The 22371-nt window shown below is 71.2% G+C and carries 15 protein-coding genes and 1 other RNA gene; 5 read left to right on the forward strand and 11 right to left on the reverse strand.

What is annotated here, in order from left to right; genetic code table 11:
• Window positions 1–32: 32 nt before the first annotated feature.
• Genes O1W71_RS04910 through O1W71_RS04925 form a run of 4 tightly spaced genes read right to left on the reverse strand, consistent with a single transcriptional unit; the run spans window position 33 to window position 4095 of the window.
• Complete coding sequence (locus O1W71_RS04910) at window positions 33–1493, reverse strand: aspartate ammonia-lyase (RefSeq protein ID WP_269266797.1); 1461 nt, start codon at window positions 1491–1493, stop codon at window positions 33–35.
• A gap of 54 nt (window positions 1494–1547) precedes the next feature.
• Window positions 1548–2495, reverse strand: a complete 948-nt coding sequence (locus O1W71_RS04915) for a phosphodiesterase (protein WP_269266713.1) — start codon at window positions 2493–2495, stop codon at window positions 1548–1550.
• A 23-nt stretch (window positions 2496–2518) separates the two neighbouring features.
• A complete protein-coding gene (locus tag O1W71_RS04920; RefSeq protein ID WP_112613687.1) occupies window positions 2519–2854 on the reverse strand; it encodes a peptidase in 336 nt (111 codons plus the stop codon).
• Entirely contained in the window at window positions 2851–4095 is a 1245-nt protein-coding gene (locus O1W71_RS04925; RefSeq protein ID WP_269266714.1) for an inorganic phosphate transporter, read from the reverse strand. Before O1W71_RS04925 ends, O1W71_RS04920 begins: the two co-directional genes overlap by 4 nt.
• 199 nt (window positions 4096–4294) lie before the next feature.
• On the opposite strand from O1W71_RS04925, the gene O1W71_RS04930 reads away from it, so the two are divergent.
• Window positions 4295–6454 (forward strand): S9 family peptidase, encoded by a 2160-nt coding sequence (locus tag O1W71_RS04930; protein WP_442923805.1) that lies wholly within the window; start codon window positions 4295–4297, stop codon window positions 6452–6454.
• A 20-nt stretch (window positions 6455–6474) separates the two neighbouring features.
• Here the strand turns inward: O1W71_RS04930 and recR are convergent, their stop codons facing one another.
• Together recR and O1W71_RS04940 are read right to left on the reverse strand one after the other, a co-directional pair.
• Entirely contained in the window at window positions 6475–7068 is a 594-nt protein-coding gene (gene recR, locus O1W71_RS04935; protein ID WP_112613685.1) for a recombination mediator RecR, read from the reverse strand.
• Window positions 7069–7071: 3 nt separating this feature from the next.
• The gene (locus tag O1W71_RS04940) at window positions 7072–9378 is read right to left on the reverse strand and encodes a DNA polymerase III subunit gamma and tau (RefSeq protein ID WP_269266715.1); all 2307 of its coding nucleotides are present in this window, start codon (window positions 9376–9378) and stop codon (window positions 7072–7074) included.
• Between the two features lie 90 nt (window positions 9379–9468).
• On the opposite strand from O1W71_RS04940, the gene O1W71_RS04945 reads away from it, so the two are divergent.
• Window positions 9469–10602 (forward strand): NAD(P)-binding domain-containing protein, encoded by a 1134-nt coding sequence (locus O1W71_RS04945; protein ID WP_269266716.1) that lies wholly within the window; start codon window positions 9469–9471, stop codon window positions 10600–10602.
• Window positions 10603–10638: 36 nt separating this feature from the next.
• Here the strand turns inward: O1W71_RS04945 and O1W71_RS04950 are convergent, their stop codons facing one another.
• The 5 genes from O1W71_RS04950 to ffs all read right to left on the reverse strand — a co-directional run bounded on the left by O1W71_RS04950 (window position 10639) and on the right by ffs (window position 17571).
• Complete coding sequence (locus O1W71_RS04950) at window positions 10639–13218, reverse strand: glycoside hydrolase family 65 protein (protein WP_112613679.1); 2580 nt, start codon at window positions 13216–13218, stop codon at window positions 10639–10641.
• Between the two features lie 65 nt (window positions 13219–13283).
• Window positions 13284–14012: an HAD family hydrolase gene (locus tag O1W71_RS04955; RefSeq protein ID WP_269266717.1), complete on the reverse strand. Its 729-nt coding sequence runs from the start codon at window positions 14010–14012 to the stop codon at window positions 13284–13286.
• 25 nt (window positions 14013–14037) lie between these two features.
• Window positions 14038–15267: an acetate/propionate family kinase gene (locus O1W71_RS04960; RefSeq protein ID WP_269266719.1), complete on the reverse strand. Its 1230-nt coding sequence runs from the start codon at window positions 15265–15267 to the stop codon at window positions 14038–14040.
• Window positions 15264–17381: a phosphate acetyltransferase gene (pta, locus tag O1W71_RS04965; protein WP_269266720.1), complete on the reverse strand. Its 2118-nt coding sequence runs from the start codon at window positions 17379–17381 to the stop codon at window positions 15264–15266. Before pta ends, O1W71_RS04960 begins: the two co-directional genes overlap by 4 nt.
• Window positions 17382–17474: 93 nt before the next feature.
• Window positions 17475–17571: signal recognition particle sRNA small type (ffs, locus tag O1W71_RS04970), an RNA gene on the reverse strand.
• Between the two features lie 107 nt (window positions 17572–17678).
• Between ffs and O1W71_RS04975 the strand changes: the two genes are divergently transcribed.
• The 3 genes from O1W71_RS04975 to O1W71_RS04985 are packed head-to-tail and all read left to right on the forward strand — an operon-like array spanning window position 17679 to window position 22264.
• Window positions 17679–18671, forward strand: coding sequence for an AAA family ATPase (locus tag O1W71_RS04975; protein ID WP_269266721.1), 993 nt, complete (start codon window positions 17679–17681; stop codon window positions 18669–18671).
• A gap of 7 nt (window positions 18672–18678) precedes the next feature.
• Window positions 18679–19959, forward strand: coding sequence for a DUF58 domain-containing protein (locus O1W71_RS04980; protein WP_269266723.1), 1281 nt, complete (start codon window positions 18679–18681; stop codon window positions 19957–19959).
• Window positions 19949–22264, forward strand: coding sequence for a transglutaminase family protein (locus O1W71_RS04985; protein ID WP_269266725.1), 2316 nt, complete (start codon window positions 19949–19951; stop codon window positions 22262–22264). The genes O1W71_RS04980 and O1W71_RS04985 overlap by 11 nt, the downstream gene beginning before the upstream one ends.
• Window positions 22265–22371 lie beyond the last annotated feature (107 nt).

The raw sequence follows: 22371 nt of genomic DNA on the forward strand, positions 1-22371 counted from the left end.
ATCGACAGCGGGCCCCGCGGCACAAAGCCTTGTCAGCCCGAGACGCTCTCCTCGGCGTCGGCGAGGACGATCGGGATGGCCGCCGTCACGGCCTGCAGACCCGACAGGCGCGCGGGCGAGAGCTGCTTGTCGACCTCTTCGCGCGACATCAGCCCCGCCTCGACGACGAGATCGCCCACGTTGCGGTGCGTCAGCAGCGCGGTCTTGGCCAGGGCCGCTGCCGCGGCGTAGCCGATGAAGGGCGTCAGAGCCGTCACGACACCGACCGAGGACCCGACCATGGCCCCGAGGCGCTCGCGGTTCGCCGTGATGCCGTCGACGCAGTTGACGCGGAGCGTCCGCATCGCCCGCCGCATCCAGGTGATCGACTGGAAGATGGAGTGCGCGATGATCGGCTCGAAGGCGTTGAGCTGCAGCTGACCGCCCTCGACCGCCATCGTCACCGTCAGGTCGGCGCCGGCCACCGCGAAGGCGACCTGGTTGACGACCTCGGGGATCACCGGGTTGACCTTGCCGGGCATGATGCTCGACCCCGCCTGCCGGGCCGGCAGATTGATCTCACCGAAGCCGGCCTGGGGTCCGCTCGAGAGCAGCCGCAGGTCGTTGCTGATCTTCGACAGCTTGATCGCGTTGCGCTTCAGCGACGACGAGAACGACATGAACGAGCCGGTGTCGCTGGTCGACTCGACGAGGTCGACGGCGCTCGACAGATCGAGGCCGGTGATCTCGCGCAGATGGCGCACGACAGCGGGGCGGTACTCGGGATGGGTCGTGATGCCGGTGCCGATGGCGGTCGCGCCCATGTTGATCTCGTAGAGCAGCGAGGCGTTCTCGCCGAGGCGGGAGTGATCCTCCCCCAGCGTCGTCGCGAAGCCGTGGAACTCCTGCCCGAGCGTCATCGGGACGGCGTCCTGGAGCTGCGTGCGACCGACCTTGAGGACGTCGTGGAACTCGACGGCCTTCGTGAGGAACGATTCGCGCAGCAGCGCCAGCTCGTCGAGCAGCCCCTCCAGGTCGAGGGCGAGCCCGACCTTGATCGCCGTCGGGTAGACGTCGTTCGTGGACTGGCTGCGGTTCGTGTGGTCGATCGGCGACAGGAACGCGTAGTCGCCCTTGGGACGCCCCGCGAGCTCGAGGGCGATGTTGGTGATGACCTCGTTCGCGTTCATGTTCGTCGAGGTGCCGGCACCGCCCTGAACGACGCCGACGACGAACTGGTCGTGGTACTCGCCGTCGATGACGAGCTGAGCGGCACGGTCGATCAGGTCCGCGCGCTCGGCATCGAGCACCCCGATCTCGCGGTTCGCGCGCGCCGACGCCTGCTTGACCATCGCCAGGGCCCGGACGAGGTCGCGATAGACGGAGATCGGCCGCTGCGAGATCGGGAAGTTCTCGAGGGCACGAGCGGTGTGCACGCCCCAGTAGGCGTCGGCGGGAATCTCGAGCGGGCCGAGCGAATCGGTCTCGGTGCGGGTGGCGGGAGTGGACGACATCATGCGCTGGTCCTTGTGGGTCTCACGGCGATGGGAGGGACGGTCCCAGCCTAGTCAGCGCTTGCGCGAAAACGCCTCGAGACGCTCCTGCGGCGACAACCGCGCCATGTCGGCGACCCATTCGGCGGAGAAGTACTCGCCGGTCGGAGCCTCGACGACGGGCACGACGGTGTGGGTGATCACCTCGTCGTAGACGTGCACGAGCTGGAACGCCTGGCCGGCGTCCATGCCGTTGACCGCCTGCGGCGGGCGCTGGAGGTTCATCGTGTAACACGTGGCGGAGCTGACGGAGACGGGAATCCCCGCGAAGGTGCCGGACGTGGAGTAATGCAGGTGACCCGCGAGGATGCCGCGCACGTCCGTTCCCGCGATGGTCTCGGCGAGGGAGTCCTGGTCGCGCAGCTCGAGGATGTCGAAGAAGGGCACGTGGCTGGGCAGCGGCGGGTGATGCATCGCGAGCATCGTGCCGTGGGGCGCGGGCTCCGCGAGGATCTCGCGCAGCCAGTCGCGCTGACGCGCGTCGATCTCACCGTGGTGCCAGCCGGGCACCGTGGAGTCGAGGGCGATCAGGCGCAGGCCCGCCAGATCCCAGACCCCGGTCAGCGGTTCCTGCGTCGGGGGCCCGCCGAACAGCCCCACGCGCATCGCGTCGCGCTCGTCGTGGTTGCCGGCCACCCACACGACCGGTGCACCCAAGCGGTCCGCGACGGGCTCGACCGCGTCGCGGAGGCGGCGGTAGGCGTCCGGCTCGCCGAGGTCGGTCAGGTCGCCGGTGAAGACCAGCGCGTCGGGTCGGACGCCGGTGCGCTCGATCGCCGCGAGCGTGGCGTCGAGGTTGGCCTCGACGTCGTAGCGCCCGCCGAGCGCGGCCCCGCCCGCCAGCAGGTGGGTGTCGCTGACATGGACGAGGACGTGCGCCGCGGGCTCGTGACGCCCGAAACGCACGGATGCCGCGCGGTCGCGGGGCTGCGTGGAACCGTCCGACGGCACTGCTGAGGTCATGGCCACAGCCTATGCCGGGGGTCCTACCGTCCCGCCACGATGAGGACGATGCCGCCGAGGACGGCGAGACCGCACAGGGCGAAGGCGCCGTAGGCCGTGACGAGCGCGATCCTCTTCTGCCCCGCCGTCAGCGGATTCTTCTTCGCCGCCTTGGCCGCTGCCTTCGCGTGACGGCGCGCCTGCTTCTCGCTGATGACGGCGATCGCGTCGGTGAACTCCGCGGGAGTCACCACCGGCACCCGGCCCGCGCGCACCAGCATCCGGAGCCCGAGTGCGTAGAAGCCGACGACGAGCACGGCGCCCGTGATGGCCGCCGCGAACACCTGGACGAAGGCGAACCAGTCGATCGAGACGTTCATCGCTCGCCCTCCGTCTGCTCCGAGCCCGAGCTCTTCGCCGCGGCCGCCGCCTTCGCGCGCCGCTGCCGCCGGGTGGGCGGCGGATCGGAGGGCACGTCGACGGCCAGGCCGGAGTCGGCGACCTCGCTCATGGCGTTGCCCGCGTGCACCTCGTTGCGGCGCGAGCGGAGGAACAGCGCCAGCACGATCGCGACGGCGGCGATCGCGTCGACGACGATGCCCACCGGGCCGAGCCACACGACCAGGAGCGCCGCCACGGCGCCGACCGCGCCCGACGCGGGGAGCGTCAGCAGCCAGCCGACGGCGATGCGGCCGACCGTGCCCCAGCGGACCGTCGAGCCGCGGCGTCCGAGTCCGGAGCCGATCACCGAGCCGGATGCGACCTGCGTCGTCGACAGCGCGAAGCCGAGCGCGCTCGAGGCGAGGATCGTCGACGCCGTCGACGCCTCGGCCGAGAAGCCCTGCGCGGGCTTGACGTCAGTGAGCCCCTTGCCGAGGGTGCGGATGATGCGCCATCCGCCCATGTAGGTGCCCAGCGCGATCGTGACGGCGCACGCCACGATGACCCACAGCTGCGGTTCGGCGTGCTCGGCGCTCTGCCAGCCGGCCGCGATGAGGGCGAGCGTGATGACGCCCATCGTCTTCTGAGCGTCGTTCGTACCGTGGGCGAGCGCGACGAGCGACGACGTGAAGATCTGGCCCCAGCGGAACCCGTCGCGGCCGTCCGGCTTTCCGTCGTGGCGACGGGTCACGGCGTAGGCGACCTTCGTGACCGTGAAGGCGATGAGGCCGGCCGTGACGGGGGCGATCAGCGCCGGGAGGATGATCTTGCTCAGCACGACGCCGAAGTCGATGGCCATCGCGCCGACGCCCACGAGGGTCGCGCCGATGAGGCCGCCGAAGAGGGCGTGCGACGAGCTCGACGGGAGGCCGAGCAGCCAGGTGAGCATGTTCCACGTGATGGCGCCGATCAACCCCGCGAAGATCAGCGGCAGCAGCGCGGTGGCGGCGAGCTGATCCTCGTGAATGATGCCGTGCGAGACGGTCTTGGCGACCTCCGTGGACAGGAAGGCTCCGACGAGGTTGAGGCCGGCGGCCAGGAGGACGGCGACCTTCGGTTTCAGGGCCCCCGTCGCGATCGGCGTCGCCATCGCGTTGGCGGTGTCGTGGAAGCCGTTGGTGAAGTCGAAGAAGAGTGCCAGTCCGATGACCAGCAGAAGAATGAGTACAGCGGTTTCCACTGTGCGCTCTCTGTGCGTGCGGGCCCGCGAACGCGGGTCCTCGAGTACGGGTCGGGATGCCGCGGCAGCGGCGGGCGCGAACGAAGAGTTCACCGTCTGTTCAGGGTCCGGCAACCGGACCATCGAATCCTGCCACACCATCGCCGTCACCGTGAATCCGAGCGGCCGGATCAGGCGGCCGCGGCGCTAGCGTGGAACGGTGACCGACACCCGCGACATCCCCACTCCGTCCCCCTCCGACGCGCCGGCGGCCCCCGTTGCAGCTGTGCGCGAGCACCGCCGTACGCACCACGACGACGAGTTCGTCGATCGCTACGAGTGGCTGCGCGAGAAGGAAGCCGGCGAGGTCGTCGCGCACCTCGAGGCCGAGAACGCGTACACCGACGCCCGCACGGAGCACCTGAGCGGGCTGCGCGAGCGGATCTTCGAGGAGATCAAGGGGCGCACCCTCGAGACCGACCTGTCCGTTCCGAGCCGCCGCGGCGACTGGTGGTACTACAGCCGCACGGTCGAGGGCAGCCAGTACGGCATCCACTGCCGCGCTCCCCTGGCCTCACCCGATGACTGGACTCCCCCGCAGCTCGAACCCGGCGTCGACGTCCCCGGCGAGCAGGTGCTGCTCGACGGCAACGTCGAGGCCGAAGGAGCGGAGTTCTTCTCGCTGGGCAGCTTCGAGGTCTCCACCGACGGTTCCCTGCTGCTGTACGGCGTCGATACCGAGGGCGACGAGCGGTACACCCTTCGCCTGCGCGACATCGCCAGCGGCGAGAACCTCGCCGATGAGATCGCCGGCACCTTCGCCGGAGCCTCGCTGTCACCGGACGGCCGGTTCGTCGTCTATTCCACCGTCGACGACGCCTGGCGACCCGACTCGGTCTGGCTGCACGAGATCGGCACCGACACGGCCTCCGACGAACGCCTCTTCCACGAGCCCGACGAACGGTACTGGGTGGGTGCCGGCTTCACGCGCAGCGACCGGTATCTGGTGATCGAGGTCGGCTCGTCGATCACGAGCGAGGAGTTCCTCGTGCCGGCCGACGACCTGCGGGCGGAGCCGCGCTCGGTGTGGCCTCGCCGTGAGGGCGTGGAGTACTCCGTCTCGCACGCGATCGTCGACGGCGCGGATGTGCTCTACGTCCTGCACAACGACGACGCGCTCGACTTCGAGCTCGTGCGGGTCTCGGCCGAAGACCCGACGGGTGCGCGCGAGGTCGTGCTCCCCCACCAGCCGGGACGCCGTCTGGAGGGCCTCTCGACGTTCCGCGACTGGGCGCTGCTCGGCTACCGGCGCGACGGGCTGCAGCGTCTCGGCATCTTCGACTACGCCTCGGGCTCGGTCACCGAGCTCGAGTTCGACGAACCCCTCTACACGGTGGGCTCCGGCGGCAACCCCGAGTGGGCGCCGCCCGTCCTGCGTCTCGGCTACGGCTCATTCGTCACCCCCGGCACCGTCTACGACTACGTCGTCGCGACCGGAGACCTGCTGCTGCGCAAGCGCCAGCCGGTGCTGGGCGGCTACGACCCCGCGGACTACGAGCAGCGACGGGTGTGGGCGACGGCCGATGACGGAACGCGCATCCCGGTCTCGGTCGTCTGGAAGCGGTCGTTCGGAGACCCCGCGGACGGGGCGAGCGGGCAGCCCCGCGCCCTGCACCTGTACGGCTACGGCTCATACGAGCACTCGATAGACCCGGCCATGTCAGTGGCGCGCCTGTCGCTCCTCGACCGCGGCGTCGTCTTCGCCGTCGCGCACGTGCGCGGTGGCGGCGAGATGGGGCGGCACTGGTACGAAGACGGGAAGCTGCTGCACAAGCGCAACACCTTCACCGACTTCGTCGCCGTCGCGCGCCACCTCGTCGAGAGCGGCTACACCTCGCCCGACCGGATGACCGCCGAGGGCGGATCAGCGGGCGGACTGCTCATGGGCGCCGTGGCCAACCTCGCCCCCGAACTGTTCGCCGGGATCCTCGCCGCGGTGCCCTTCGTCGACGCGCTCACGACGATCCTCGATCCCTCGCTGCCGCTGACGGTCATCGAATGGGACGAATGGGGCGATCCCCTGCACGACCCCGAGGTGTACGCGTACATGAAGTCGTACTCGCCGTACGAGAACGTCCGCGAGGACGCGACGTACCCGCGCATCCTCGCGGTCACCTCGCTCAACGACACCCGCGTGATGTACGTCGAGCCCGCCAAGTGGGTCGCCCGCCTGCGCGAGGTCGGTGTCGACGCGCTGCTGAAGTGCGAGATGGTCGCCGGTCACGGCGGCGTGAGCGGCCGGTACAACTCGTGGCGCGAACGCGCCTTCGAGCTCGCCTGGCTGCTCGACGTCGTGGGTCTCGCAGACCAGCGGGCCTGACCCGGCCTCGAGGGATGCCGTCAGAGCTGGCGGCGTCCCTCGAACGCCCGGCCCAGCGTGACCTCGTCGGCGTATTCGAGGTCGCCCCCGACGGGAAGGCCCGATGCCAGGCGCGTGACCCGGATCTCGAGGGTCGTCAGGAGGCGGCTGAGGTAGGTCGCCGTCGCCTCGCCCTCGAGGTTCGGGTTCGTGGCGAGAATGACCTCCTGCACGGTGCCGTCGGCGAGGCGCTGCATGAGCTGCGCGATGCGGAGGTCGTCGGGGCCGACGCCGCCGATGGGGCTGATCGCTCCGCCGAGCACGTGGTAGAGGCCCCGGAACTCACGGGTGCGCTCGATCGCGGCGACGTCCTTGGCGTCCTCGACGACGCAGATGAACGTGCCGTCGCGCCGCGGGTCGCGGCAGATCGCGCAGCGGTCCTGCTCGGACACGTTGCCGCAGATATCGCAGAACCGCACGCGTTCGCGCAGCTCGCCGAGCAGGTGCGAGAGCTTCGAGACGTCGAAGGTCGGGGTCTGCAGGATGTGGAACGCGATGCGCTGCGCCGACTTCGGTCCGATGCCGGGCAGGCGGCCGAATTCGTCGATGAGGTCCTGGACGATGCCGTCGTACATGGCTTAGCCGAATCTCGTGGGTGAGGTGAAGGGTTCTTCGCGGACGAAGGTGGCACCGAGCATCTGGCGCACGACCGCCTCGCCGTATCGCTCGATCCCGCCCCGCGCGGGCGCCGCGTTCGCTCGACCGTTCGACGGCGCGGCAACCGGGGCGGCAGCGGGCCGTTCGGGACCGGAGCCGTTCCGGTCTGCGGTCGGAGGCGCGGCCGCGGGCCGCTCGACGGCGACCGGCGCCCGCGGGGGCAGCGGCGCGTAGTCGTCGACGGGCGGCGGCGGGTAGTCGCGGTCCTCCTCGTCGATGGGCGGCAGAGGCTCGGGGTACGGGTCGACGTCACCGTCGTGGGGGGCCGTGAGCGTGCGCACGGGCGCCGCGACGGCATCCTCGGGCTCGTCGTCCACCGCGAACTGCGGCGCCGGGTCGCCCTGCGGAATCGGTGCAACCGCCCACTCCGTGACGGGGGCGGCGTAGGAGGAGGAGCCGGAGGGTGACGCGGTTGCGGTCGGGCGGCCGCCCGCCGGCGCCGAGGGGGCACCCGTGGCCCGCTGACCGCCCGGAGTCTGCTGCGACGAGGGCGCCTGCACCGGCTGCCGCTGATCCGTGGAGGGCTGCTGCCGGGGAGCGCCGCCGGGCTGCCCGCCGGCAGGCGGAGGTGTGGGCCCGCCCGGGGCCGGTCCGCCGCCGGGGTCGGAATCGTGACGAGCGACGTACTTCACTCGCACCCCGAGAACGCCGAGGATCGCGCCGCGCAGGTCTTCGCTCGGGCCCTTGCCGGCGTTGAGCTTCTTGAACTGCAGGACGTCGGACTGGCTCTGGAACGAGAGGGTGAGCACGCCGGTCTCGGAGAAGGCGACGGGCGAGGCGACGGAGGCGATCATCCACGAGGTGCGGCTGATCGTCTCGAGACGCTGCAGCACCTCGGGCCAGGCGTCGCGCATCTGCGCGAGCGTCACGGTCGACGGATCGCGCGGTTCCGCCGGGGCCGCGGCCGCCGAGCCGGATGCGGCCGCCGCAGCGCCGGCCGCCGGCGCGGACGGCTGTGCCGCGGGAGCGGGCGAGGCCGCTGCACGGTCGGGCTGCGCGGAGGCCGGAACCTGCGCCGGAGCGGGGGTGACGATGCGTGGCGGGGCTGCGGGCGCGGACGCGGGCGACGAGGCATGCGACGCGGGGGCCGCGGCGACCGGCGCCTGATCGGCTGCGGGAACGCCGTGCTGGGCCGCGGCGAGCACGCGCGCGACCAGCAGCTCGAGCTGCAGCCGTGGTGATGTGGCCCCCGACATCTCGTCGAGCGCGGTCACGACGAGATCGGCCGTGCGCGAGAGACGGTCGGTGCCGAAGAGCGCGGCCTGGCGTCCCATCCGTTCGAGCTCTTCGGCGGACACGCCGCGCAGCACGGCGGACGCGCCCTGGCCGGTCGCCGAGACGATGATGAGATCGCGGAGGCGCTCGAGCAGGTCGTCGACGAAGCGCCGCGGGTCCTGGCCCGTCTGGATGACGCGGTCGACGGCCGCGAAGGCCGCCCCAGCGTCGACGGCGCCGAACGCCCCGACGACCTCGTCGAGCAGCTCGGCGTGGGTGTAGCCGAGCAGGGCGACGGCGCGCTCGTACGCGACCGCACCGTCGTCGGAGCCGGCGATCAGCTGGTCGAGCAGCGACAGCGTGTCGCGCGGCGACCCTCCCCCGGCACGCACGACGAGCGGGAGGACACCGGCTTCGACCTGCACGCCCTCCTGGGCGCAGAGCTGCTCCACGTAGTCGAGCATCGCCGCGGGCGCGACGAGACGGAACGGATAGTGGTGGGTGCGCGAGCGGATCGTGCCGATGACCTTCTCGGGCTCGGTCGTCGCGAAGATGAACTTCACGTGGGCCGGCGGCTCCTCGACGAGCTTCAGCAGGGCGTTGAAGCCCTGAGCCGTGACCATGTGCGCCTCGTCGAGGATGAAGATCTTGAAGCGGTCGCGAGCCGGCGCGAAGACGGCGCGCTCGCGCAGGTCGCGAGCATCGTCGACACCGTTGTGGGATGCCGCATCGATCTCGACGACGTCGAGCGATCCACCGCCGCCACGGCTCAGCTCGACACAGCTGTCGCAGGTGCCGCACGGGGTGTCTGTGGGTCCCTGCGCGCAGTTGAGGCAGCGCGCGAGGATGCGGGCCGAGGTGGTCTTGCCGCAGCCGCGGGGACCGGAGAAGAGGTACGCGTGACCGACGCGGTCGGAGCGGAGCGCCGTCATCAGGGGTTCGGTCACCTGCGACTGGCCGATCATCTCGCCGAACGCTTCGGGACGGTAGCGGCGGTAAAGGGCGGTGGTCACCCAGACAGACTACGGCGTACCGCTGACACCGGCCCTGTCGGCATCCGCCACCGCGGGAACAGCGCGCGCCCGCGCGCGGTTGCACCGGACATGGAAGCCGCCCGGGTCGACGTCGTCGTGATCGGCGCAGGGCAGGCTGGACTCTCCGCCGCCTACCATCTGCGGCGTCGCGGGTTCGTCCCGGTCGCCCCCGGAGACGCACCCTCCGATGCGCTCGTGCGAACGTTCGTCGTGCTCGACGCCGAGGAGGCCCCCGGCGGCGCCTGGCGGCACCGGTGGGAATCACTGCGGATGGAGACCGTGAACGGCATCCACGAGCTGCCGGGATTCGCCGTGCCGCCGGCCGATCCGCGGGCTCCGGCACGCACCGTGCTTCCGGCCTACTTCGACGACTACGAGCGCCGCTTCGATCTCCGCGTGCATCGCCCCGTGGAGGTGCGGCGCGTCGAACGCGAAGACGCCGATCCGCGCGGTCGTCTGCGCGTGGTGACGGGCACCGGGTCGTGGTCGGCGCGCTGGGTCGTCAACGCCACGGGGACGTGGCGCCGCCCGTTCTGGCCCCGCTACCCGGGAGCCGAGACCTTCGCCGGCCGTCAGCTGCACGTACACGACTACGTCTCGGCCGACGAGTTCGCCGGGCAGCGGGTCGTCATCGTGGGCGCCGGGATCTCGGCCATCCAGCTGCTCGACGAGATCTCCCGCGTCGCCGACACCTTCTGGGTGACGCGCGACGAGCTGCGGTGGGATGCCGGCGGGTTCGACACCGCCGCGCGCATCGCCGCCATCGCGGGGGTCGAGGAGCGCGTGCGGCAGGGGCTTCCTCCCGGCAGCGTCATCTCGGTCACCGGCCTGCACTGGAATCGCTGGGCGGAGTCGGCGCAGCGGCGCGGCGTGCTCGTGCGGCATCCGATGTTCGAGCGGATCGAGCCGACCGGCGTGCGCATGCCGGATGGCCGTCTGGAGGGCGCCGACGCGATCCTGTGGGCGACGGGATTCCGAGCCGACATCCCCCACCTGGCACCGCTGAGCCTGCGGACCGCCGCCGGCGGCATCCGGGTCGCGAACGGGCGGTCGGTCGACGAGCCGCGGCTCTTCCTCATCGGCTACGGCCCGTCGCAGTCGACGGTCGGAGCCAACCGCGCGGGCCGCGACGCCGTCCGCGCGATCATGACCGACGCGACCGCCACGGCCGCCGGGGCACGCGAGGTCGCCGCGCGGGCCTGACCCGCCGCAGACGAGGACCGGATGCCCCGGCGTCCGTCAGGAGTCGGTGCTCACCTGCTGGTCGGCGAAGGTCTGCGCGTAATCATCGACGACGGGGATCTCGCCGGTGATCACGGGAACCTCCGTCGTCACCGTGGGGATGGACGTCGTGACGGTCGCATCCGGGATCGACGCCGACAGCAGCGACCCGTCCTCGCGCCTGGCGTCGGCGAGCTGACGCAGCGACGGCCGCCCCGAGAGCAGCGGGCCCTGACCCGCGAGCGGTATCCGGACGGTCTCTCCGCCCTCGACCCGCACGTCGCGTCCGCGGACGGAGAATTCGACCGCGTCGCCGGGGCCGGCGGCGACCGTCATCGCATCGGCCGTGAGCGTGATGTCGAGGCGCGTGCCCTGCCAGTGCAGCGTGTACTCCAGCGAGGGCCAGTCACGCGGCAGACGCGGGTCGAAGCTCAAGGCGCCGTAATGGTCGCGCATGCCGCCGAAGCCCGACACGAGGGCGGTCCACACACCGCCGGCGGAGGCGACGTGCACTCCGTCCGACGCGTTGCTGTGGAGATCGCCGAGGTCGACGTAGATCGACTCGAGGAAATACTCCAGCGCGAGGTCCTGGTATCCGACCTCGGCCGCGAGGATCGACTGCACCACACCCGACAGAGTCGAGTCGCCGGTCGTGAGCGGGTCGTAGTACTCGAAGTCGGCCAGCTTCTCCTCGTCGGTGAAGTGGTTGCCCTGGAGGAACAGCGCGAGCACCACGTCCGCCTGCTTGAGCACCTGGTAGCGGTAGATCACGAGCGGGTGGAAGTGCAGCAGCAGCGGACGCTGGCTGTCGGGGGTGTTCTCGAGGTCCCACACCTCGCGTTCGAGGAAGACCGCGTCCTGAGGGTGGATGCGCAGCGACTCGCTGAACGGGATCAGCAGCGCTTCGGCCGCCCGCTCCCACCCGTCGGCCTCGGCCGGGTCGAGGTCGAGACGCTCGGTGAGGGCACGGTACGCCTCCGGCGCCTGCTCGGCCATGTCGCGGACCGTGCGCGCCGCGAAACGCAGGTTGAACCGCGCCATCACGTTCGTGAAGAGGTTGTCGTTCACGACCGTCGTGTACTCGTCGGGACCGGTGACGCCGTGGATGTGGAACGACTCGGCGTCACCGTTCTCGCTGAAGCGCCAGAACCCGAGCGTGGACCACAGCCGCGCCGTCTCGACGGCGATGTCGACCGCCTCGCGGTAGAGGAAGTCGACGTCACCGGTCGCCCGCACGTACTTCGCGAGGGCGAAGCTGACGTCGGCGTTGATGTGGTACTGCGCCGTGCCGGCGGCGTAGTAGGCCGACGCCTCTTCGCCGTTGATGGTGCGCCAGGGGAACAGGGCGCCCGCCTCGTTGAGCTGCCGGGCGCGGCGGCGTGCGGCCGGCAGCATGAGGTAGCGCATGCGCAGCGCGTTCCGGGCCCAGAGGGGCGTCGTGTAGGCGAGGAACGGCAGGACATAGACCTCGGTGTCCCAGAAGTAGTGTCCGCTGTACCCCGAACCCGTCACGCCCTTGGCGGGGACCCCCTGCCCGTCGGCGCGGGCGGCCGCCTGCGCGAGCTGGAACAGGCACCACCGGGTCGCCTGCTGCAGGTCCTCGTGGCCGCCGATACGGACGTCGGAGCGGCGCCAGAAGTCGGCGCACCACGCCGCCTGCCGCTCGAACTGGACCTCGACGCCCTCCTCGCGAACCCGGTCGAGCACGCGACGGCTCCGCTCGACGAGCTCGCGGGCGGGCACGCCGCGCGAGGTGTGGTAGCTGACGAGCTTGGTCACGGTGATCGGAACGCCCCGGCGCGCGTTGACGCGGAAGACGTTCTTGGCGATGTCGGGTTCGACGAGTCGCCGTGTCGAGAACTCGTTCTCGGTCTCGATCAGATGATCGGCGACGACCGACACCGTCATGCCCGAGTTGGACGACTTGTACGACAGCACCGACCGGCCGTCCTCGTCCTGCCAGTACTCCTGGGGCTGGAGGACGCGTTCCTCGATCTTCTCGGTCTTGCGCGGGTCGAAACCGGGAGCAGCACGGCCCGGCGCCGAGCCGCCGTAGACGTCCTCGCCGTCCTGGCGGTTGACGATCTGGCTGCTCACCGACACCGGAGCGTCGGAGTTGAGCACCGTCACCGTCAGCCGCATGATCGCCAAGTGCTTCTGCTCGAACGACACGAGGCGCTCGAAGTCGACCTGCACTTCCTTGCCGCTGGGGGTGACCCACAGCAGCTTGCGCGTGAGGACGCCGGTGCGCATGTCGAGCACCCGCTCGTAGTCGCGGATATCGGCGATGTCGAGCGAGAGCGGCTCGTCGTCGACGTAGACGCGCATGACCTTCGCGTCCGGCGCGTTGATGATCGTCTGACCGACCTCGGCGAAGCCGAAGGCCTGTTCGGCGTGGCGGATCGGGAAGATCTCGTGAAAACCGTTGATGAAGGTGCCGTGCTCGTGCGCGTATCGCCCCTCGGGGTGATTGCCGCGCAGCCCGAGGTAGCCGTTGCCCACGGCGAAGAGCGTCTCGGTGACGCCGATGTCCTCGACCGAGAACCTTCTCTCGACGAGACGCCAGGGGTCGACGGGGAAGCGATCGCGATCGATCATGATGGCCTTCCGGAGGACGGGTTCCCGCTGCTGGAGGCGGGCGATGCGGGCGGGTGTAGACGTGATCAGACGAAGGCGTCGAGGTCGTCGACGACGACGTGGGCTCCGAGCGCACGCAGCGCATCGGCACCGGCACCGCGATCGACGCCGACCACGAGAGCGTAGCCTGCCGCGACGGCCGACTCGACACCCGAGTGGGCGTCCTCGATGGCGACGGAGCGGGCCGGGTCGACGCCGAGCATGCGCGCCCCCTCGGCGAAGACGTCGGGCGCGGGCTTGGAGGGCAGATGACGCTCTTCCGCGACGACGCCGTCCATGACGACCGGGAACCTCTCGAGCAGGCCCGCGACGGCGAGGACCTCGCGCGCGTTCTTCGAGCTCGAGACGACCGCGATGGGGGTCCCGGCTGCCTGGAGCTTGTCGACCAGGGCGAGCGATCCCGGGTAGGGCGCGATGCCTTCGGACCGCAGGACGCGCTCGAACACGGCGTTCTTGCGATTGCCGATGCCGCAGATCGTGTCCGCTGACGGGTCGTCGCTCGGATCGCCCCACGGCACCTCGACGTCACGCGAGCGCAGCAGGCTCGCGACGCCGTCGTACCGCTTCTTGCCGTCGAGGTGGCGGAAATAGTCGTCGGCGGTGTACGCCGGTGTGATGCCCCAGGCGCTGAAGAGCTCGGTGAACATCGTCTGCCAGGCGTGCATGTGCACGTCGGCGGTCGGAGCGAGCACGCCGTCGAGGTCGAACAGGACGCCGTCGTAGGTGGTCAGGTCGGGAAGCTCAGCCGAGGTCACGGAACCAGCGTAATGAGTCGGGCAGTCACGCCGTCACGGCGATGGTCTGCCGGGCGATCTCCAGCTCCTCGTTGGTCGGGACGACCAGGACCTCGACGCGCGAGGCGTCCGTGGAGATCCGGCGGATGCCGCGCCCGCGCTGCTCATTGCGGGCCGGATCGATCTCGATCCCGGCGAACCCGAGCGTCTCGAGTGCCGCGGCACGCACCTGCGGAGAGTTCTCGCCCACGCCCGCGGTGAAGGAGATGACGTCGACCCCGCCGAGCTCCGCGAGGTACGCGCCGGCGTAGGCGCGCAGCCGGTGGGCGTAGACCTCGAACGCGAGCGTGGCCGCCTCGTCGCCGCGGGCGACGCCCTCCTCGATGTCGCGCATGTCGGAGACCCCGGCGAGGCCGAGCATTCCGCTGCGCTTGTTGAGGAGGTCGTCGAGCTGCGGGATGGTCATCTCGGCGCGTCGGGCGAGGTGGAAGATCACCGCAGGGTCGATGTCCCCCGAGCGCGTGCCCATGACGAGGCCCTCGAGGGGCGTCATCCCCATCGACGTGTCGACCGAACGACCGCCGTCGATCGCCGTGACGGATGCGCCGTTGCCGAGGTGGAACACGATCTGGCGCAGCTCGGCGAGCGGTCGCCCGAGGTGAGCGGCCGCGGCTTCGGAGACGAACTTGTGGGAGGTGCCGTGGAAGCCGTAACGGCGGACGCGGTGGGCCTCGGCCAGCGCGGTGTCGATCGCGTAGGTGTAGGCGGCAGGTGGCATCGTCTGGTGGAAGGCGGTGTCGAAGACCGCGACGTGCGGCAGGTCGGCGAAGGCCGCCTTCGCCGCGCGGATGCCCTGCAGCGCACCGGGGTTGTGCAGCGGCGCGAGCACCGACAGCTCGTCGATGTTGATCTCGACGAGAGGCGTGATGAGCGTGGGCTCGAAGAACCGCGCGCCACCGTGGACGACACGGTGGCCGACGGCGACGGGCGGATGCTGCTCGAGCGACGGGCCGTTCTCGGCGAACGCGTCGAGCATCATCTGGAAGCCGGCCGTGTGGTCGGCGATCGGCAGCTCGCGCTCGGAAGTGGCGTCGGTGGCGGTCACGGCAGGCTCGCCGGCAGCGGCGGGCGGGAAGAACACGGTGTGCTTGACCCGGCCCTGCTCCTGCCCGATGCGCTCGACGAGACCCGATGCGTGAGGGATGCCGGTCTCGGCGTCGATCAGCTGGTACTTGAACGACGACGAACCGCTGTTGATGACGAGCACGATGCTCATGCGGATGCCCCTCCCTGGGCCTGGATCGCGGTGATCGCGATCGTGTTGACGATGTCTTCGACGAGGGCTCCGCGGGAGAGGTCGTTGATGGGCTTGTTCAGGCCCTGCAGGACGGGTCCGATCGCGACGGCGCCGGCCGACCGCTGGACGGCCTTGTAGGTGTTGTTGCCCGTGTTCAGGTCGGGGAAGACGAACACCGTCGCCTTGCCGGCGACGGACGACCCGGGCATCTTCTTGGCCGCGACGGCGGCGTCGGTCGCCGCGTCGTACTGGATGGGGCCTTCGACCAGCAGCTCGGGGGCGCGCTCGCGGACGAGGGCGGTGGCCGCGCGCACCTTGTCGACGTCGGCGCCGGTCCCCGACTCCCCCGTCGAGTACGACAGCATCGCCACGCGCGGGTCGATGCCGAACTGGCGGGCCGTCTCGGCCGACGACACGGCGATGTCGGCGAGCTGCTCGCTCGTGGGGTCGGGGATGACGGCGCAGTCGCCGTAGACGAGGACGCGGTCGGCGAGCGCCATGAGGAAGACGCTCGAGACGACCGAGACGCCCGGCTTCGTCTTGATGATCTCGAAGGCCGGACGGATCGTGTGCGCCGTCGTGTGCGCGGCACCCGAGACCATCCCGTCGGCGAGACCGAGGTGCACCATGAGCGTGCCGAAGTACGACACGTCGGTGACCGTGTCGGCCGCCTGGCCGTACGTCATGCCCTTGTGCGCGCGGAGGCGCTCGTACTCGCGGGCGAACTTGTCGACGTGCACGGCGTCGAAGGGAGAGAGGATCTCCGCTCCGCGCAGGTCGAGACCGAGCTCGAGCGCGCGCGAGCGCACCTCGATCTCCTCTCCCAGCAGCGTGATGTCGGCGATGCCGCGGGCGAGCACGATCGAGGCCGCGTGCAGCACGCGATCATCGTCGGCTTCGGGGAGGACGATGCGGCGGCGGTCGGTGCGGGCCCGCTCGACCAGGCCGTAGGCGAACATCAACGGGGTCACGACGGTCGAGCGTGCGAGCCCGAGCGCCTCGGTGAGCTCATTGGTGTCGATGTGCCGCTCGAACAGGGCCGCCGCCGCCTCGTAGTGGCGCCGGGAATCGGCCGCGAGGCGCCCGCGGGTGCCCATGATGCGGGCTGCGGTCTCGTAGGTGTCGAGGTCGGTCGCGATGATCGGCAGCGTCTCGCCGACGCCGTCGATGAGACGGTCGACCGCCTCGGGCAGGGGGAATCCGCCGTTGATGACGATCGCCGAGAGCGAGGGGAAGGTTCCCGACCCGTGCGCGAGCAGGGTGGCGAGCAGAACCTCGGCACGATCGGAGGGAATGACCACGACCGAGCGCTCGCTGAGCCTCGGCAGCACGTTGACCATCGACATCGCACCGATGACGACCCCGAGCACCTCGCGCCCCAGGAGGTCGGCGTCGCCCTTGACGAGCGACCCCTCGACGGCGGCGAGGACGGTGCTCACCGACGGCGAGACGAGGAAGCGGTCCTCCGGCACGGCCCAGACCGGGACGTTCTGCGGTACCGCACCGCGCACGGCCTCGACGATCTCGTCGAGACGATCGCCGTCGGCACGGTTGGCGACGACGGCGAAGAGCTCGGCGCGGTCGCCCCGCAGCTCGGCGACGGCCAGCGAAGCGATCTGCCCCATCTCGTCGGGGGTGCGTGCCGGGGCCGAGCCGAGCTTCTCGCCGCCGCCCTGGCCTGCCCGGCCGCCGAGCACCAGCAGGACCGGCGCCCCGAGGTTCACGGCGATGCGACCGTTGTAGCTCAGCTCGGCGGGAGAACCGACATCCGTGTAGTCGCTGCCCATGATGACGACGGCGTCGCACTTGGCCTCGACCGACTTGTAACGCTCGACGATGCGGGAGAGCGCACCGTCGGGGTCGCGCCGCATGTCGTCGTAGGTGACGCCGATGCACTCGTCGTACGCGAGGTCGACGCCGTCGTGGTCGAGCAGCATCTCGAGGACGTAGTCGCGTTCCTCCGTCGACCGGGCGATCGGCCGGAACACTCCGACGCGGGGCGCGACACGGCTGAACGCCTCGAGCACCCCCAGCGCGATGATCGACTTCGCGGAATGGCCTTCTGCGGACGTGATGTAGATGCTCTGAGCCACGGGTTCAGCCTAAGAGGGAGAGGCCTGACCACGAGCCGTGAATATCCCCACGGGTCGTGGCGGCGGGTGCCGCAGGCCACGACGGTGGGGGAAAAGTAAGACTCTCCGCGAACCCGGCAGAGCCCGGTTACCCTTGCTACGTTTCCGTCCTGGGGGAGTTGGCCTGGATGCCGCCTCGCGGAGAGCTGTCACCATCCTAACCCGGAACCTGAGTCCTCCCGTCACCGGGGGCGGTTAGGCTCTCGCCAGATGGGCGCGACGCGGCGGGACACGCGGCGCCGAGAACGAGGGGATCGCATGACCGACGACGGCACCCAGGCGGCTTTCGGCCCGGACCGGTTCGCCGCCACCACCGACGCGATCTCGGCGAGCATCGCCCGCGTCATCGACGGCAAGCCCGAGGCGGTGCGCTCCGCGCTCGTGTGCCTCCTCGCCGAGGGTCACCTCCTCATCGAGGACGTGCCCGGGGTCGGCAAGACGATGCTCGCGCGAGCGCTCGCCGCGACGGTGGATGCCACGGTGCGCCGCATCCAGTTCACCCCCGATCTGCTCCCGGGCGACGTCACGGGGGTGAGCGTCTTCAACCAGGCCGATCGCGAGTTCGAGTTCAAGCAGGGGGCGATCTTCGCCCACATCGTCATCGCCGACGAGATCAACCGCTCCTCCCCCAAGACGCAGTCGGCGCTGCTCGAGGCGATGGAGGAGCGTCAGGTGACGGTCGATGGCCGAACCCACGCGCTGCCCGCGCCGTTCCTGGTGGTCGCGACGCAGAACCCTCTCGAGATGGAGGGCACCTACGCCCTGCCCGAGGCGCAGCGTGACCGCTTCATGATGCGGATCTCGATGGGCTATCCCGATGCCGCCTCCGAGGCGCGGATGCTGCGCCAGCGCGACACCGTCAACCCGCTCTCGTCGCTCGCTCCGGTCATCACCGCACGCGAGGTGCAGGATCTCATCGCGTGGGCCCGCAGCCTGCACGTCTCACCCGCTGTCGAGGAGTACGCGGTCGCGATCGCGCGGGCGACCCGCGACCACCGCGACCTGCGTCTCGGGGCCAGTCCGCGAGCCACGCTGCAGCTGGTCCGCGCCGCGAAGGTGTGGGCGGCGCTCGACGGGCGCCCCTTCGTCATCCCGGACGACATCGTCGCCCTGCTGCAGCCGGTCTTCGCTCACCGACTCATCCCGGCACGCACGACCAGCGCCTCCCGCGGCAAGAGCGGTGCCGAGGTGGTCGAGGCCGCACTCGCCGACATCGCCGCGACGGTGCCGGTGCCTCTCCCGGTCCGCTGAGCCCGCCATGTCCGCTTCTCCCGCCCCGGCTCGACGCCGGCTGCACCCGCTGGGACGCGCTCTCCGACGGACGTGGCCGCTGACGCCGCGCGGGGTCGGCGCGGTCGTCATCGGCATCGCCGCCATCGTCTGCGCCCACGCCTTCGGCGTCGTGGAGCTGGTGTACGTCGGCGTGCTGCTGCTCCTGATCGTCGCGCTCGGGTGGGTGTCGCTGTGGTTCGTGCACCGCTACGGCGAGGTATCGCGCTCGTTCTCCCCCGACGTCGCCGCGGTCGGAACCGAGAGCGTCGTCACGGTGCACGCGACGGCGCGCGGCGGTCTGTCCGGCGCGATCGCACGATGGACCGACATCCTGCCCGACGGCGTGGAGGGCGAGGCCTCCGGGATCCTGGCCGGCGCCGCAGCCCTCGACCCCGTCCGGCTGACCTACCGCATCCGGGGCACTCGACGGGGCATCCGCGACGTGGGACCGTTCTCGATCGTCGTCACCGATCCGTTCGGGTTCACGCGTCGCAATGTGCGGGCGGGCGGCGTGGAGCCGATCACGGTCGCGCCGGCGACGGTGACGCTGCCTCCCCTGACGGAGTACCCCGGCGAGGCAGGCGGCAGCCTCCACACCGCGACCCATCAGCTGGGCGAGGGCGCCGACAACCTCATCCCCCGGGCCTACGCCCCCGGCGACTCGATGCGGCGCATCAACTGGCGTGCCAGCGCGCACCACGACGAGCTGATGGTGCGTCAGGAGGAACAGGAATCCACCCCGGAGGCGACCGTCGTGCTCGATCGCGCGGCGGCGCGCTGGGCTCCTGCCGCGTCACGACCGGGCGAGGACCCGACGTTCGAGGCCGCGGTGACCGCCACGATCTCGGCCGCCGCCCGTCTCGCGCGCGAAGGCTACGACGTCACCGTCATCGACACGGATGCGCACCCCATCGGCGCACCCGTCCCGGCGGGAGACATCGTCGCGGTCGAGCAGCTCGCACTCGACCTCGCGACGATCGTCACCGCATCGGACGACCGTCTGACCTCGCTCCCCCGCCTCTTCGCGGGCACCGTCGCCGGTCCCGTCGTTGTCGTGTCGGCGCGGATCACCGCCGCCGATGCCGAGGCCCTGTCACCATTGGTCGCTCACAGCGCGCTCCCCGTGCTGCTGGCCGCCGATTCCTCGGACGACGCCCTCAAGCGGGCGTCCGCGGCCGGCTGGCGGGCCGCCGCCCTCTCCGCCGACGGCGACCTCACCGAGACCTGGCGCGCCGCGACCGAATGGGGGACGGCTCGTGCCCGCTGATCCGTCACGCCGGTTCTGGCGCCGCCCGGCGACGATGCCCGCGCGCGGTGAGCTGACTCGAACCGGTGACGTGCGCCTGGCGACGGCCCTCCTCGTCGCCATCATCGCGGCGATCCTTCCGCTGCTGCGCGTCGTCGCCGCCGGCACGTGGCTCGTCGTCGCGGTCACGGTGGCCGCGGCCGTGCTGCTGGTCGGCATCGGATTGCGACGACTTCGCACGCCCGCCGTCGTCGTGACTCTGACCGAACTGGTGGCCGCCGGCGCGCTCGTCACCGCGGTGTACTTCGGCGACACCGCGTTGCTGCTGGTGATCCCGACGCCCGGAACGTTCGCCGAGGTGCCCTCTCTCGTGGCGGGCGCGAGCGACCAGATCATCAACGGCATCGCGCCGCTCTCGGCGGAGCGGCCACTGTCAGCCCTGGCCGTGACCGGTGTCGCGGCTCTCACGGTGCTGCTCGACCACACCGTCATCACCGCGCGGATGCCCGTACTGGCGGCCATCGCTCTCGTCGCGGTATGGCTGATCCCCGCCCTGTCCGTCCCTTCCGCCGTCGACCTGGTCGGGTTCGTCGTCTTCGCCGCCGCGCTGCTGCTGCTCATCCGCGCCGAGACCCGGTCTCGCGAGCGCGCCCTCGCCCGATCCGTCGCCGCTGCGGAGAAACCGCGCGGTGAGGCGGCCTCCGCCGCGCGTCCGCGCCGCGCGGGAGCGGTGCTCGCCGCCGGCCTGGCCGTGACCGCGATCGTCGCGACCGTCATCGTGGTCCCGGAACTCCCCCGCCCGGCGCCCCGCATCGGAGTCGGCACGGGGCCCGCCACGACCATCAATGCCAGCCTCGAGCTCGGCGACGACCTGCGACGCCCCACGGACGTCGAGGTGCTGACGACGCGCACCAACGCGCCGAGCATGCCGTACCTGCGGGCGGCGACGCTCTCTCGCTTCGATGGCCGGGTGTGGGAGCCCGACCGCGACGAGACCACACCGCTCACCCCCGAGGCGCTCGGTCCCGTCGTCGCCGACCCCGACATCCGTGTGACGGAGTACCAGACCACCGTCAGCATCACCCAGCTCTCCTCCGCCTGGCTGCCGGTTCCCGGCCCGGCCGTGCGCGTCGATGACCTCTCGGGCGCGTGGGAGGCGATGCCATCGAACCGCACGGTCATCGCAGGAGACGCCGTCACGCAGGGCCAGGAATACGTCACGACGACGCACGTCGTGCGACCGACCCTGGAGCAGATCCAGGCGGCCGGGACCACGATCGACGGCCTCCCCGAGACGGTCAGCGAACTGCCCGCCGAGATGCCCGCCTCGATCGAGCGGACGGCGCGCGAGGTGACCGCGACGGCGGAGAACGACTTCGACCGGCTCGCCGCCCTCCAGCGCTGGTTCCGCAGTGGGGAGTTCACGTACTCGCTCGACGCTCCGGTCTCCGACGGGTTCGACGGATCGGGCGTCGATGCGATCGCCGACTTCCTCGAGGTCCGCAGCGGCTACTGCGTGCACTTCGCCTCGGCGTTCGCCGTCATGGCGCGGACACTCGGCATGCCTTCCCGCATCGTCGTCGGATACCTGCCCGGGACGCTGACCGGCCGGGTCGCCGACGGCGACAGCGTCGCGACGGTGCTCAGCTCGCAGCTGCACGCGTGGCCGGAGGTGTATTTCGCCGGCATCGGCTGGGTGCCGTTCGAGCCCACCAACAGCCTCGGGACCCCCGCCACCTACACGCGATCCACTCAGCCGGTGCCGGACGACGGCGGGCAGGACGTGCCTCCGGCGCCCGCGCCGCAGCAGACGGCGACGGTCGCGCCGGACGGCGTGCCCACACCGACGCCGACAGCCTCGACGGGGACGGGAGCGGGCTCCGGGACGTCGCCCCTCTCGCTCGTGCTGCCCTACGGCGGCGTCGCCCTCGGCTTCGCGGCCCTCGTGCTGCTGCCGGCCCTCCTCGGAGCGGCGCGGCGGCGGTGGCAGGCGACGGCGGCTGAACGCGGCGATGTGCTGGCCGCGTGGCGCATCGTCCGCGAGAGCGCTCGCGACGTCGGCCTGCGCGTGGACGACGCCGAGAGCCCCCGTGCCCTCGGCATCCGGCTGGCGGCGGTGCCGACGGTTCCCGCGAAAAGGGTCGAGGCCCTCGTCGCCGCGGTCGAACGCGCGAGCTACGGCGTTCCCGGCAGCGAACGCGACGCGGAGATCGGCCGCGCCGCGGCATCCGACGCCCTCGCCGTCCGCCGCGGGCTGCTCGCGTCCGTCTCGACGCCGCGGCGCATCGGCGCCGTCCTGCTCCCCCGCGCCCTCGTTCACGCCTGACCTACCCGCTACGCGCGCCCCGCGCGCGCCGATGGGGCGCACTTCCTGAGGTCGAGCGCAGAAAAAGCTGCGCCGGATGCCGGAAAGTGCGCCCCATCGCGGGTGGG

The sequence above is a fragment of the Microbacterium sp. H37-C3 genome, assembly GCF_027157935.1.
GTDB lineage: Bacteria > Actinomycetota > Actinomycetes > Actinomycetales > Microbacteriaceae > Microbacterium > Microbacterium plantarum.